Source organism: Streptomyces lushanensis, assembly GCF_001700515.1.
Lineage (GTDB): Bacteria > Actinomycetota > Actinomycetes > Streptomycetales > Streptomycetaceae > Streptomyces > Streptomyces lushanensis.
This window is the reverse complement of record NZ_MAUD01000276.1, coordinates 1-14,257: the sequence shown is the minus strand read 5'-3', so window position 1 is coordinate 14,257 and position 14,257 is coordinate 1. Positions and strand designations below refer to the sequence as shown.

The window sequence follows — 14,257 nt, the reverse complement described above, 5'->3', positions numbered from 1 at the left end:
TGGACCAGACAGTGCCGCGCCGTATCGGAGTACGAGATGACGTCCCCTCTGTTCGCGGACCGTCCTGCCCCGCAGCCTCCCGAGCGCGGGACGGTGGAAGCGCTCATCAGCCAGGCCCGTCAATTACGCGGAGAGGTGGACGCCGTGCGCCGCGACACCGAGTCGGACGACGACGACGCGCTGTGGCGCTGGCAGCGGGCGCTCTGCGACCTGGCGGTCCATCAACTGGATGATCTGGGCTCGCACCTGGAGGAGCTGAAGGCCGGACGGCCGGAGGGCTCCGGCTCGGCGGAACCGGCGCTGGAGCAGCACCGCGTTCCGCGCCACCGTCGGGGGGCCCACAGCGGCGCCGGCCCGTCGTCGGGCCGCGTCGGCAGCGCGGAGTGGGACCTGCTCACCGACGAGGTGAGCTGGTCGGACGAACTGTTCGAGATCTTCGGCCGGTCGCGGGAGAGCGGACCGCTGTCGCTGGACGAGCTGCCCTCCCTGGTGTTCGCTGACGACCACGCGCTGCTCACCACGATGGTGACGGGCTGCCTGATCGACGGAAAGCCCATGGACGGCGAGTTCCGTATCGTCAGGCCCGACGGCCGGGTGCGTACGCTGCACATGACGGGTGAGCCGGTCGTCGACGCCGACGGCTGCACCGCCTCCATGTGGGCGGTCCTGCGTGACATCAGCGAACTGCGCCGCAGCGAACGGGCGGTGCGCGACTCACGGGACTCGCTCCGGCGCGAACAGCACATCGCGCAGACCGAGCGACGGCTCGTGGTCGAGTTGCAGGAGGCCGTTCTGCCGTCCTGGCGCGGCTCGTCACGGCTCACCCGGAACGGGTCCGCCGCGCCGGACGCCGCTGAGCTCGACGTGGCCGTACGCCGGCTCCCGTCCGTGGCCGGCCCGCCCGCCGGCCGGGACTGGTACGACGCCTTCGAACTGCCCGACGGCGACACCCTGCTGACCGTCGGCGAGCTGACCGGCCAGGACATGGCCGCCGCGTCCTCGATGGCGATGGCGCTGGGCGCGCTGCGCGGCATGGCCGTGGCGGGCATCGAGCCCGGCGCCCTGCTGGGCCATCTCAACCAGCTCCTCGACACCTCCGAGCAGCCCGCGCTGGGCAGTGTGCTCTGCTCCCGCTACACCCCGGGGACCCGGACGTTCGCGTGGGCACAGGCAGGACACCCCGCCCCGCTGCTGTTCCGCGACGGGACGGGGCGTGTGCTGACTCCGCCGGAAGGCGTACTGCTCGGGGCGACCTCGGGAGCCGCGTACGAGCAGGCCGACATCCGGCTCCGGCCCGGCGACCTGCTGGTGCTGTACACCGACGGGCTGTCGCGCGACGGTGACACCACCGGCAGGGACCGGGACCGGCTCCTGGCGCTGGCGCCCCGGCTCGCCGGGACCCGTACCGCGCGGGAGTGCGCCAGGACGGTCGCCGAGGAGTTCGGCGAGGCCGAACGCGCCGACGACGCCTGTGTGATGGCCGTCAGGGTCGGCGGCCGGGACGGGACGACCGAGGTGTCCGAAGGCTGAGGTGGGCGCGTCCGGGTCCTGGGCCCGGTACGGAGGTCCACCGCCGCGCAGGCCGCCGGACCGAACGGGACCGGGGGCGGGGGCTGCCGTCAGATGCCGGCGCTTCCCGCCTTCCTGGCGGGATTCCTGGGCAGGGCCAACTGGATCTCCTGACGCAGATCCTCGATCTTCCCGTGCCCCGTGTACTGGCCGGTGAGCCGGTACATCTCCCTCAGCCGGTCCCAGGTGCGGTGCGAGGAGGTCTCCCCCATGGACACCAGCGCGAGACGCGCGTACCGGTCCGCCTGCTCCGGGTCGTCCGCGATGAAGCAGGCGGACGCCAGCGAGATGTAGTCGAAGATCTTGGACCGCTGCCGGCCGCCGCCCCGTAGCTCCAGCGCCTTCTTGGCATGGCTCTGCGCCACGGTCGCCGCCGCCGGTTCATGGTCAGCGAGGGTACGGAAGGCCAGCGCCTCCATCCCGTGCAGATCGGCCTCGTCGAACATCTGCATCCAGCAGGGCGGCGGTACATCGCCCTTGTCCGAGACGAAGAGTTCCTCCGCCTCGCCCAAGGTCCGCCGCATGGCCTGGCCGCGGCCCATGGACGCCTGTGCCCAGGCCTCGATGGTGCGCAGCATGGCGCGCGTACGGGGCAGGGTCTCCCCGCCGGAGCCGGACTTGGCGAGCTTCATCAGGTCGAGCGCCTCGTCGGGCCGGCCGAGATGGATCATCTGCCGGGCGGCTCTGGACAGGGCCTCGCCGGCACGCGGCCGGTCGCCGCCCTCGCGGGCCGCGTGGGTGGCGATGACGAAGTACTTCTGGGCCGTCGGTTCGAGGCCGATGTCGTGGGACATCCACCCGGCGAGTACGGCGAGATTGGCGGCGACGCCCCACAGGCGCCGCTGGAGATGGTCGGGGTGGCGGTAGGCGAGCATGCCGCCCACCTCGTTGAGCTGGCCCACCACCGCCTTGCGCTGGAGGCCGCCGCCACGGGCGGCGTCCCAGGCGCGGAACACCTCGACGGAGTGCTCCAGCGCGTCGATCTCCTGCGACCCGATCGGGGCGGCCTCGTAGCGGTCGAACCCGGCGGGGTCGGCGTGCAGGGGATCGTCGAGCCGGGGCGCGTCCGACGCGAGCGCGGGGTCGGAGTGCAGCCAGTCGTGCATGGCGCTGGTGAGTGCGGAACCTGCGGTGAGCGCGGCACCCGCGCTCACCAAGCCTCGACGGTTGAGCATGAGGTCCATTCCCGTGAATTCGGTGAGGACCGCTGCCGTCCGGTCGGGCGCCCACGGCAGACCGTCGGGATTGTCGGGTTTCCCGGCGTTCCCGGCGTTCCGTCGTTTCCCCGCGCGCCCGTTCCGTGCGAACCCGAGGTCCTCAATGGTCACGACACGACCGAGCCGCTCGGTGAACAGGGCCGCCAGCACTCTCGGCACGGGATCGCGCGGGGTCTCCCCCATGTCGATCCAGCGCCTCACCCGCGAGGTGTCGGTGGCCAGTTGGGGGTGGCCCATGGCCGCCGCCTGCCGGTTCACCATCCGCGCGAGTTCGCCCTTGGACCAGCCGGCCAGGCCGAACAGATCCGACAGACGGGTGTTGGATTCTCCGCTCACGTCAAGCCCCCAGGTTCTCGGCTGACTTGACAGTAGCCCTCCGGCAGATGCGTGGCGACTATTCGCCAGGCTTCGCCAGGGTGCGCCAGATGGTGTGCCACCCGCACTCGGGTGTCGGGTAGGAAAGCGCCACCCCGCCCCGGCGGCAGGACGTACTCCCCAGGGTGCCGAAGGGCCGCCGGGGCGGGACGGCGCACGCAATTCGTCGGCACACGAAGGGATCTGTATCGCCCATGTACACAGCATCGTCCTCCGTGTCCGCCCCGCCCCGGTCGCAGCGTACGGTCGTGCCCGGGAGCGGACCGTATCTCGACCCCACCCACGTCGGGCGGACTCGGATCAGGACGGGGGCCGTCACCCAACCGCTCAGCGGGAGACTCGACTTGTCCGGCCCTCAGGGCGCACAGCTGCGGATGGCCATCGCGTCGGTGCACCGGATCTGTCCGGAGTTCAAACCGGTACAGGTGCTGCGCCGCAGCGGCCGGTCCGTACTGCTCGTCGGAACCACCGGGCGTACCACCGCGGTCGCCAAGGTCCTGCTGGACCACTCGCCGGTGTGGACCGAACGGTTCAGGCATGAAATAGCTGCCTACCGTTCCTTCGTACGGCACCGGCCGCCGGTGCGGGTGCCCCGGCTCGTCGCCGCGGACCCCGAGAACTGCGCGCTGGTGATCGAGCGGATGCCCGGCCGGGCCGCGGCGCTGACCCGCCATCCGGTGGAGGCGCCCCCGAGGGCCGATGTACGGGCCGCGCTCGGCGCCATCGCCCGGCTCAACACGTGGCGGCCACCGGCCAAACTCTTCGACGCGCCTCTCGACTACGCGTCACGGATCGCCCGGTACCACGAACTGGGCCTGTTCACGGACCGCGATCTGGGGGACCTCCAGAAGCTGCTGCACGGTCTGGCGGCCGGCCGGCAGGGCATGGGCCAGTTCTGCCACGGCGACGCCCTGCTCTCCAACATCCTGCTGTCACCGGCGGGCCCGGTGCTGGTCGACTGGGAGCACGCGGGCTGGTACCTGCCCGGATACGATCTGGCGACGCTGTGGGCGGTGCTCGGGGACGCTCCGGCGGCACGGCGCCAGATCAGCCAGCTCGCCCAGGTCAAGGGGCCCGCCGAGCGGGACGCCTTCCTGGTCAATCTGATGCTCGTCCTGACCCGGGAGATCCGGATGTACGAGACGGCGGTGCAGCGCGCGATGCACGAGACGCCGGAGGCCGGCGCGGGCTCGTCGTCCCACTCCCCGTCATCCGCTCCGGGAGCCTCCGTACCCGGGCAGGCCGGCCCGGCCACCGGTGAGGAGCAGCGGCTGCTGCTGCGCCGGCTGCACGACGACTGCGCGATGGCGCGCCGGGCGGTGCGCGCCGCGGTCGGCACCCGCTGATCCGTTCCACCGACCGGAGGAAGAGAACCGCGTCGCGTGCCCCGTGCCGACACACGGGGTGCGTGGCGCGTCGATACGGCTCTCCACGGGACGGCGCCGCTCCGGTGCGCCCGACGCGCCCCGCGTCCGGGCCGTGAACCGGGCCCCGGACGGCGGGCCTTGTTCTTTCATTGGTTCACTCCACTGACGCGCCGCAGGCCGGGACACCACCGCCGCGAAACTCCAGGAAACCCGCGCTGACGTGGGAAATCGCCCCTGTGGCGGATGATTGACGGATCGTCCGGGAGCCGATACCTCTGTAGTCGGCCCCGCCCGGCAGACCCTCACGTATCACCCGTCACTGGAGGCTGCGTTGCAAGGTTCCGTCCCCCCACGTCCGAGTTCCCGTCGCGGGCGTGCGCTGAGAGCGGGGGGCGCCGTGGCATCCGCCGCCCTGCTGCTGCCCCTGGTCTCGGCCGCGCCCTCCGCCACCGCGGAACGGCCCGCCGCCGACGCGCTCCAGCGCGAGTTCGCCGCGGCCTCCGCGCACTACCGGGTACCGCAGAGCGTGCTGCTCGGAGTCTCGTATCTCCAGTCGCGCTGGGACACGCACGGCGGAGCCCCCAGCGTCACCGGCGGCTACGGTCCGATGCATCTGACCGACGTCAGGTCCGCGCTCGCCGGAGCACAGCACCACTCGGACGGTGCGGAGGACGCGCGCGGTGACGCCTCCCGTCCGGCGCGGACGGTGCGTACCGTACGGACGACCGCCACGACGGCGCCGCCCGAGACCTCCGAACTGCCCGCGCGGCTGCGCACCCTGGACCGCGCCGCCTCGCTGACCGGGCTGCCCGCCGAGGAGCTGCGGGAGAGCCCGGCCGCCAACATCCGCGGCGGCGCGGCGCTGCTGGCCGCCGCCCAGCGGGAGCTGGGCGAGCCGCTGAGCGGCGATCCCGCCGACTGGTACGGCGCGGTCGCCCGTTTCTCGGGGGCGGACGACTCGGCGACGGCCACCGCCTACGCGAACGACGTCTACGCGGTGATCAGAGGCGGTGAACGGCGGACGACCGACAGCGGCCAGCGGGTGACGCTGCGCGCGGTCCCGAAGCTCTCGCCGGACACCTCCCCGACGGCGCGGCTCGGGCTGCGTACGGTCGCGGCGGACCGGGCGGAGTGTCCGAGCACGGTCGCCTGCGAGTGGCTGCCCGCGGCGTACGCGGAGTTCGGCGACAAGGACTACGGCAACCACGACAAGGCCGACCGGCCCGAGTCCCAGTCGATCGACTACATCGTCATCCATGACACCGAGGGCTCCTGGGACACCACACTCAAGCTCATCAAGGACCCGGACTATGTGTCCTGGAACTACACACTGCGGTCGTCCGACGGGCACATCGCCCAGCATGTGGCGACCAAGGACGTGGCCTGGCACGCGGGCAACTGGTACATCAACGCCAAGTCGGTGGGCCTGGAGCACGAGGGCTTTCTCGCCACGCCGGACGCCTGGTACACGGAGTCGATGTACCGGACCTCGGCACGGCTGGTGAGATATCTGGCGGAGAGGTTCGACGTCCCGCTGAACCGGCAGCACATCCTGGGCCATGACACCGTGCCGGGCACGACCACCGCGCTGATCCCCGACATGCACACGGACCCGGGCCCCTACTGGGACTGGGCGCACTACTTCCGGCTGCTGGGCAAGCCGTTCGAGGCGACCGCCGGCGCGAACGCCGACGTGGTGACGATCCGGCCCGACTACGCGTCGAACAAGCCGGTGTACACGGGCTGCGAGCAGCCGGGCCAGGTCTGTGCCCCGCACGGCTCGGGTGCCGTACGGCTGCACACCGCGCCGGAGGAGGGCGCTCCGCTGGTGAAGGACATCGGGCTGCGTCCGGGCGGCGAGGACACCACCACGGACGTCAATGATCTGGGGGCCCGCGCCTCGACCGGCCAGCAGTTCGCGGTCGCCGGGCGCCGGGGCGACTGGACGGCGATCTGGTACCTCGGCCAGCGGGCCTGGTTCCGCAATCCGCGGACGCAGCCGACGGCGGTGGGCGCCAAGGCCCTGCTGCTGACACCGAGGGCCGGCGTCGCCGAGGTGCCGGTGTACGGGCGGGCCTATCCGGAGGCCTCGGCGTATCCGGCGGAGGTGCCGGTCCAGACGGTCTCCGCGCTGCCGTACAAGGTGCTCGCCGGCCAGCGGTATGTCGTGGGTGACAGCGCGCCGGGCGAGTACTACTACGCGCCGGCGTTCGACACCTCGGGGCACCGGGTGGTGCGCGGCCAGGAGAAGTACTACGAGATCCAGTACGGGCACCGGGTCGGTTATGTGAAGGCGTCCGACGTCGAGGTGCTGCCCGTGCGCCGCTGACCGACGGCGCACGGCTCGCGCCACCCGGCGTACGGACGCGGGACGCGGCGTACGGGACGCGGAACACGGCGGGTGTCACCGGCCACGGAGGGGCCGGTGACACCCGCCGTCCGTGCGTGCGTCCGGGCGCTCAGAAGCGCAGGACGGCGGCGATCCTGTCGTGGGCGGCGAGCGTGCCGTCCGGCAGGAACACCACGTCGGCACCGCCGTCCAGCGCCTTCTCCACCAGCTCGTCCACGATGTCGTCGCGAATGTCGTTGTGCCCGGCGGCCACGGACGCGGGCGCGTCGTCCAGGGGCACGAGATGGCCGTCGCGGACCCTGGCCGTACGGCGGTGGTGCTCTTCGAGCGCGACCAGTTCGGCCCGCTTCTCGCGCACCGACTCCCAGACCTCGTCGAGTCCCGCGGCGAAGGCGCGCCGCCCCCTGGCCTCGTCCAGCCGCGTCAGCACCTCCTCCTTCTCGCGCCGCGCGTACTCCTCGATCAGCGGCCGGAGTTCCTTGAGCAGCACCGGCGCGGGCCCGTCCACCAGGCCGCCCTTGACCAGTCTGCCGACGGCCGAGCGGGTGGCGTTGCCCGCCTCCTCCAGCAGGGCGAGCGCGGGCGCGAGGCCGACCAGGTGCAGTGGTCGCGGGCGGCGTGCCAGGACCGCGCCCACGGTGTCGTCCACGGACCGCAGGAACTTGCGGGTCTCCTCGTCGGTGAAGGTGCTCGGTGTGTCGCCGATCCGCTCCTCGCGTTCGACGTCCCAGCTCTCCTCGGGCGCCGCCATGGGGAATCCGTCCGCGCGGTGCTCGCGCAGCGACTCGCCGGTGCCGCTCCACAGCGTCGCGCGGTCGGCCGCGACCCCGAGCACCCAGTACGGCCGTGACTGCGCGGTGGCGGCCACCAGATTCCGGGTGAGATAGCTGTCGCTGAGGACGACACGCTCGGGCACCTCGCGCGGCAGGTACCAGATCCGGTGCTCCTGGCTGTCGGCGAGGAGCAGCAGCCCGTCGAGGGTATGGCTCAGATCGGCCTCGGCGAGCGCCCGGTCGAGCTGTGTCCTGACAGCGAGGCGTGCCCGCTTGTCCACGTCCGGGTCGGACTCAAGACGGTGTCCCGCCTCGGCGAGGAGATTGCGCAGCCGTACGGCGTCCGCCTCGGCGCGGGGATCGCGGCGGTCCGTGGGCATGGTGAGGGACACGGCCGGGTACGGGCGCGGGCGGCGCAGCTCGCGCAGGACCTCCGGCGTCAGGCCGTTGTTCGCGTTGTTGCCGTTCCTGCCGTTGTCGTCCATGCTGCCCCTTCGCTCGATGAAGGGTCCGGCAGCGCGCGGACGGCCACGTGCCCTCGGCCCCTGGCGTATCTCCATCGTGCGGGATACCGACCGGTTTCGCGCGAGGTGCGGGCCCGGGCTCCGGGCCACGCGCGGCCCGGGACGGCGCGGGGCGCGCCCGGTCCGGCGCGGGGCATGGCCCGTACAGGGCATGGCCCCGTCCGGCGGTGTGCCGGACGGGGCCATGGGACCCGTGGCGCCTGGGACAGAGGCGCCACGGGGGCGGGGGAAGCCACCGGTCACCGGCCCCCGGGCCCTGTCGGTGCGTCCCGCCCGGCCTGCGGACGGACGGCGCGAGGTGTCGGACAGGACCTGGGCCCGGTGCTCGTCAGGCTCCGCGGAAGACGTATGTCTTGCCGGCGATGGCCCGGAAGGTGCGTTCGCCGCCCGCGAGCACGGTGCTGCGCAGCGTCAGCTCGGTCGTACGGCTCGCCCGCAGGGTGACCCGGGTGGCCCGGCCGCCGGACCACTCGATGTCGAGCGTGGCGCCGCCGCGCGCCCGCAGTCCCTTCACCCGGCCGTCGGGCCAGGAGGCGGGCAGGGCGGGCAGCACCTCGATCGGTCCGTGCTGGCTCTGCACCAGCATCTCGGCGATGCCGGAGGTGGCGCCGAAGTTGCCGTCGATCTGGAACGGCGGGTGCGTGTCCCAGAGGTTGGGCAGGGTGGAGCTCTTGAGCTGCTCGGAGAGCATCTTGTGGGCGTGGTCGCCGTCCAGCAGCCGCGCCCAGAAGTTGATCTTCCACGCCTTGCTCCAGCCGGTGCCGCCGTCGCCGCGCGCGGTCAGCGAGACCTTGGCGGCCTCCGCCCACTCGCTGCCCGCCTCGATCTGCCGGCCCGGGTGCAGGGCGTAGAGGTGCGAGACATGGCGGTGGTCGTCCGTCCGGCTGTCGAGGTCGGTCTTCCACTCCTGGAGCTGGCCCCAGGAGCCGATGCGCAGCCCCGGGTCGAGCTGTCCGAGGGTGGTCTCCAGCCGGGTGCGGAAGGCACGGGAGTCGCCCAGCGTCCGCGCGGCCTCCAGGGTGTTGGTGAACAGGTCGAAGATGATCTGCTGCGACATCGCCGCGCCCACCGTGAAATCGCCGTGCTCCGGCGAGTAGCTGGGGGTGACGACGAGCGTGCCGTCCCGCGGGTCGGTGCGGAGGTTGGCCAGCCAGAACTCCGCAGCCTCCTTCATCACCGGATAGGCGGTGGTGCGCAGATAGCCGGTGGAGCCGTTGAAGCGGTAGTGGTCGTAGAGCTGCTGGGTCAGCCAGGCGGCGGCCTCCGGGAACCAGAAGGAGGTGGCCCAGTTGTGGACCCCGGTGAAGCCGTACGGGTTGGTCTCGTTCTGTACGACCCAGCCGTCCGAGCCGAAGATCTCCCGCGCGCTCACCCGGCCGGGAGCCCGCATCGCCTCGACGTAGCGGTCGTAGGGAACGGTGGTCTCGGCGAGGTTGGTGACCTCGGCGAGCCAGTAGTTCATCTGGAGGTTGATATTGACGTGGTAGTCCGCCGACCAGGGCGGATTGGTGACGTTGTTCCAGACGCCCTGGAGGTTCGCGGGCAGCGACCCGGCGCGCGAGGAGGCGATGAGCAGATAGCGGCCGTACTGGAAGAAGAGCGCTTCGAGTGCCCGGTCCGCGGCACTGGCGCCTCCGGTGTATCCCGTCAGCAACTGGTCGGTGGGCACGTCCGGGAGCTGCTGGCCGATGTCGAGCGAGACCCGGTCGAAGAGCGCGCGGTGGTCCTTCACATGGTCGGTGCGCAGCGCGGCGTAGGAGCGGCGGGCGGCGGCGTCCACCGCCCTGGTGACGGCGGTGTGCGGGTCGGCGCCGCGGTAGCGCGGATAGGTGTCCGCGTAGTCGGTGCCGGCGGCGAGCACGAACCAGGCGCTGTCGGCGCCGCTGACCGTGAGGGTGCCGTCCGTGCCCGCGGTGACCCGCCCGCCGTCCGTGCGCACCCGGATCTGGGTCTCGAACCGCAGCCCGTTGTCCCGGAGCGTGCCCCGCACGGTGAGCCGGTCACCGCTCGCGGTGGCGGTGAAGTCCTGGCGGGGGGAGGTGTAGCGCAGGGTGAAGCCGGTCTTTCCCGGCCCGTCGGCGGAGAACCGGCCCGCGATCACCTTGCCCGGGAAGGAGGCGAAGAACTCCCTTGTGTACGTGGTGCCTTCGTGGACGTACGAGACGGCCGCGAGGGCGGTGCCGAGGTCGAGCGAGCGCCGGTACGAGGCGTCGGGAGCCGTCGGCGCGCCGGGGACGGCCAGCTCCAGTTCACCGAGGACCTGATAGGCGCCGAAGCCGTGCTTGGGCTGGCCGAGTTCGGCGGCGACCGTCTCCGGGGTGAGCTTGCCCTCGGTGTCCAGGCGCTGCTGCACGGAGGCGAGCGCGCCGGGCCGGGGCTCGGTCCAGTTGCCGTGGTCGTAGCCGCCCTCGGCTCCGGGTCCACCGGTCCACAGCGTCTTCTCGTTGAGCGTGAGCCGCTCGGTGGCGAGCGTCCCGAAGACACTCGCGCCGAGCGCTCCGCTGCCGATGGGCAGCGATTCACGCTCCCAGTCGGCGGCGGGCTTTCGATACCACAATGTCAATTCATCGGAGGTGTCATGGCCGGTTGCGACGGCAGACAGGGCCGGGGCTCCCAGTGTCAAGGCGCCGGATACCCCAATTGCGGACTTGATCGTGGTTCTACGGCTGATCCCAGGCGTCATGGCCCGGACGTTAAAGGTCCGATGACAGATTTGGCAATACGCGTGACAAATTCAGTTCACAGGGCAGCACGAGCAGGGCGGCACGTCCCGGTCGGGGTCCGTGCCGCCCTGTGTCCACCGGGGGGCTCAGCCCTGCTGGAACAGCTCCGCGGGCAGCGGCTTCAGCAGCGCGTAGAGATCGTCCGTGATCGGCCGGTTCCAGCTCGCGATGGTGACCAGGACATGGTCACTGCGGTCGAACTGCACACAGGAGATCCGGCTCTCGGAGAGCTTGAGACGGCGGACGATCAGCAGATTGTCGCCCTGCATCACAGGGATGTCCTCGCTGCCGACGACCTCGACGGGCTCCTCGTTCTCCAGCGCCAGCAGAAGCTGTGCCACCTCGAACGGGATCTGTCCGTCCACCAGTTCGCGGGCCGGTGAGCCCTCGGGCAGATTTCCGATGATCATCGCGGGGCCACGGCCGCCGAAGAGGTCGTACCGGAGGAAGACACCCTGGCAACTGCCGTCGGGAGCGGGCAGCAGACCGGCGCCCAGGTTTCCGGGCCAGTCACCCGGGTCCATGGCCAGGACGTCGAAGTCCGGGCCCGCGGGTGTGGCGGCGCTGCGGCGGCGGAGGAAGGACATCCCACCATGGTACGTGTTCGCGCCACTACTCAGGAGCCATGTGAACGCTTTCACGGAGGCATGCGGAAGCTCCCTCGGGGTGTGCCGCCGATTCGCCGCGGCCAAGTGTCCCCCGGGCTTCCGGACGCCGGTACGGGTGAGGTGGATGAGGCGGACGGTACGGGTGTGACGACCGTGGGCCCCGCGCGGGACCGCACACATCCGGCCGTCGGCCATGGGCGGACGCACCGGCCGCGCGGGAACGATGTGCCGCCCCTGCCTCGCGCCGGACAGGGCCTGGGCCCAATCGCCGCCGCACGGCGGGAAGTCCGGGAAGAGGGGACGGGGAAGCCCTCCCCGTCCCCGGAGGCCGGCCGGCTCCCCGGGGTGTCCCGCACCGCGCGGCGGCCCGCGCGCGGTCGGGTCACGCGTCAGGTGAGGTCGAACTCCCCCTCACGCGCGTTGATCACGAAGGCCCGCCACTCGGCCGGGCTGAAGATCAGCGACGGGCTCTCGGGCCGCCCGCTGTTGCGCATGGCGATGAAGCCCTCGACGAAGGCGATCTGGACGTCACCCGTGCCTTGGCTGCTCGACTGCCAGTCCGCGTTGCTCAGATCGAGCTCCGGCTTGTCCCAGCCCGAAAGCGGCTTGTGGGTGGTGATGCTCTCGGCCACGTCCTGCTCCTCCCGCTGCGTCGTCCCGGGCCAGCCTATCGACCGCCGTCGGTCCTCGACAGGCCACGGCCGAAGGACGCGTGAGCGTGGAGTTCACGGTGGTTCAGGCCGGCGGACGGCACACGGATCGCGTGGCGACGGCGGCGCGGGGAGACGCCGGGACGTCATGGGCTGATGGCCAGAAAGACGAACGCCGTGAAGATGCCCAGATGGACACCGCCCTGGAGCAGGGTGGCGCGTCCCGGCGCGACGGTCAGCGCACCCACCACCACGGTCAGCGCGAGCAGCACCATGTGCGTGGCGTCCAGTCCGAGGACCAGCGGTCCGCTCAGCCACACGGTGGCGAGCGCGATGGCCGGGATCGTCAGCCCGATGCTGGCTATCGCGGAGCCGAGCGCGAGATTGAGACTCGTCTGCACCCGCTCGCGACGGGCCGCGCGCACGGCGGCGAGGGTCTCCGGCAGCAGCACCAGCAGGGCGATCACGACACCGACCACCGCCTGGGGCAGCCCGGCCGACTCCACTCCCGACTCGATGGTGGGCGAGACCGCCTTCGCGTCACCGACGACGGCGACCAGCGCCACGAGGAGCAGCGCCAGACTGAGTCCGGCACCCCGGCGGCTGGGCAGCGGAGCGCGCGACTCCTCCTCACGCACCTCACCCTCCTGGGTGACGGGCAGGAAGTAGTCGCGATGGCGCACCGTCTGTACGGCGACGAACAGCCCGTACAGGATCAGTGAGGCGACGGCGGCGAAGCCGAGCTGCGCCGACGAGAACTGGCGCCCCGGCCGGCTGGTGGTGAAGGTGGGAAGGACCAGGGTGAGGGTGGCCAGGGTCGCGACGGTGGCCAGCGCCGCGCCCGTGCCCTCGGGGTTGAACACGGCGATTCTGCTGCGGAGCGCACCGACCAGCAGACAGAGTCCCAGGATGCCGTTGCAGGTGATCATGACGGCGGCGAAGACGGTGTCCCTGGCGAGCGTGGCCGACTTGGCGCCGCCGTCGACCATCAGGGTGACGATGAGCGCCACTTCGATGACGGTGACCGCGACGGCCAGTACGAGCGAGCCGAACGGTTCCCCGACGCGGTACGCGACGACCTCGGCGTGGTGCACGGCCGCGAGCACCGCGCCCGCGAGACAGAGGGCGACCAGGGCGACCGCGAAGCCGGGCAGGGAGCGTTCCCAGCTCAGCACGAGGGCGGCCACCGCGAGCAGAGGCACCACCACGGTCCACCGGGACATCAGTGACCTGATGGCGCTGCTCGTCGTCATGCGCCTCACGCTGCCAGAGCCACCGGAGGAACGCGCGGTGGACTGCGCCGGACGGCGTCCGCGGGCCGCTCCCCGTGATGCGGTGTCAGTTCGGGCGTGGTAGCGGGTTCGGTGTGGCGCCGGGGCCGCTGTCCACAGGGCGACGGGGAAGGGTTGACAGCGGACAGGTCCCGCAAGAAAGTTTCAGGAGTCGGTCGAGATCCCGAAAGATACTTTCAGGGGAGGGCTTCCTGATGACACAGGACGGTACGGGCGACGGAATCAGCAGGCGAGGGCTGAGCGGCGGAGTGCTGGCGCTCGGCGGCGCGCTCGCGGCGGCGCCCGTCCCGTTCGCCGAGGGCGTGGCCCGCGCGGCGACGGCCGGATCGGGTGGCGGCGCCGGTGCCCCGGGCGGTACGGGCCACGGGCCCGCCTCCGGGCGCGGGACGCTGCGGCGCGGCTCGGCCGAGCGGGCCGGTCTGCTCCCGGACGAGCTGGAGCGGCTGGTCACCGACGCGGTGGCCTTTCTGGGCCCGTCGCCCGTCCACCCGTGGTACGCGGGTGCCGTGCTGCTCGCCGGCCGGGGCGGGACGGTGGCCCTGCACCGCCCCATCGGCAAGGCCGTGCGGTACGCGGCGTACGACGAGAGGACCGGCACCGGGGTCGAGCTCCCGGCCGAGCGGCAGATCCCGATGGCCGAGGACACCGTCTTCGATCTCGCCTCGGTCTCCAAGCTGTTCACCTCGATCCTCGCGGTCCAGTCGGTCGAGCGCGGCGCGCTGGAGCTGGAGGAGCGGGTCGCCGCGTATCTGCCGGAGTTCGGACGGGCGGGCAAGGAGGACATCACAGTGCGTCAGCTGCTGACGCAC

10 protein-coding genes are annotated in these 14,257 nt (G+C 71.9%); 4 read left to right on the top strand and 6 right to left on the bottom strand.

The window, feature by feature from the left end:
• Positions 1-36: 36 nt before the first annotated feature.
• Positions 37-1,530, top strand: coding sequence for a PP2C family protein-serine/threonine phosphatase (locus tag BFF77_RS21960; RefSeq protein ID WP_066952566.1), 1,494 nt, complete (start codon positions 37-39; stop codon positions 1,528-1,530).
• 89 nt (positions 1,531-1,619) lie between these two features.
• Here BFF77_RS21960 and BFF77_RS21955 read toward each other — a convergent pair whose 3' ends face one another.
• On the bottom strand, positions 1,620-3,122 hold the full coding sequence (locus BFF77_RS21955; RefSeq protein WP_066952565.1) for a DNA-binding protein NsdB: 1,503 nt from the start codon (positions 3,120-3,122) through the stop codon (positions 1,620-1,622).
• Positions 3,123-3,355: 233 nt separating this feature from the next.
• Here BFF77_RS21955 and BFF77_RS21950 point away from each other — a divergent pair, with 233 nt between their 5' ends.
• Positions 3,356-4,507, top strand: a complete 1,152-nt coding sequence (locus tag BFF77_RS21950) for an aminoglycoside phosphotransferase family protein (RefSeq protein ID WP_079125374.1) — start codon at positions 3,356-3,358, stop codon at positions 4,505-4,507.
• Positions 4,508-4,859: 352 nt separating this feature from the next.
• On the top strand, positions 4,860-6,857 hold the full coding sequence (locus BFF77_RS21945; RefSeq protein ID WP_079125373.1) for an N-acetylmuramoyl-L-alanine amidase: 1,998 nt from the start codon (positions 4,860-4,862) through the stop codon (positions 6,855-6,857).
• Between the two features lie 130 nt (positions 6,858-6,987).
• Here BFF77_RS21945 and BFF77_RS21940 read toward each other — a convergent pair whose 3' ends face one another.
• The 5 genes from BFF77_RS21940 to BFF77_RS21920 form a co-directional block, all read right to left on the bottom strand.
• Positions 6,988-8,136 carry a baeRF3 domain-containing protein gene (locus tag BFF77_RS21940; RefSeq protein ID WP_066952562.1) on the bottom strand — a complete coding sequence of 383 codons (1,149 nt, stop codon included), beginning with the start codon at positions 8,134-8,136 and terminating at the stop codon, positions 6,988-6,990.
• Between the two features lie 367 nt (positions 8,137-8,503).
• Entirely contained in the window at positions 8,504-10,858 is a 2,355-nt protein-coding gene (locus BFF77_RS21935; RefSeq protein WP_079125372.1) for a glycoside hydrolase family 95 protein, read from the bottom strand.
• Between the two features lie 126 nt (positions 10,859-10,984).
• Positions 10,985-11,485, bottom strand: coding sequence for a hypothetical protein (locus BFF77_RS21930; protein WP_066952558.1), 501 nt, complete (start codon positions 11,483-11,485; stop codon positions 10,985-10,987).
• A 410-nt stretch (positions 11,486-11,895) separates the two neighbouring features.
• Positions 11,896-12,138 (bottom strand): DUF397 domain-containing protein, encoded by a 243-nt coding sequence (locus BFF77_RS21925; protein WP_066952556.1) that lies wholly within the window; start codon positions 12,136-12,138, stop codon positions 11,896-11,898.
• Positions 12,139-12,302: 164 nt separating this feature from the next.
• Positions 12,303-13,409 carry a calcium:cation antiporter gene (locus BFF77_RS21920; RefSeq protein WP_066952554.1) on the bottom strand — a complete coding sequence of 369 codons (1,107 nt, stop codon included), beginning with the start codon at positions 13,407-13,409 and terminating at the stop codon, positions 12,303-12,305.
• 233 nt (positions 13,410-13,642) lie between these two features.
• On the opposite strand from BFF77_RS21920, the gene BFF77_RS21915 reads away from it, so the two are divergent.
• A partial coding sequence (locus tag BFF77_RS21915; protein ID WP_141698488.1) for a serine hydrolase domain-containing protein occupies positions 13,643-14,257 on the top strand: 615 nt, incomplete at its 3' end.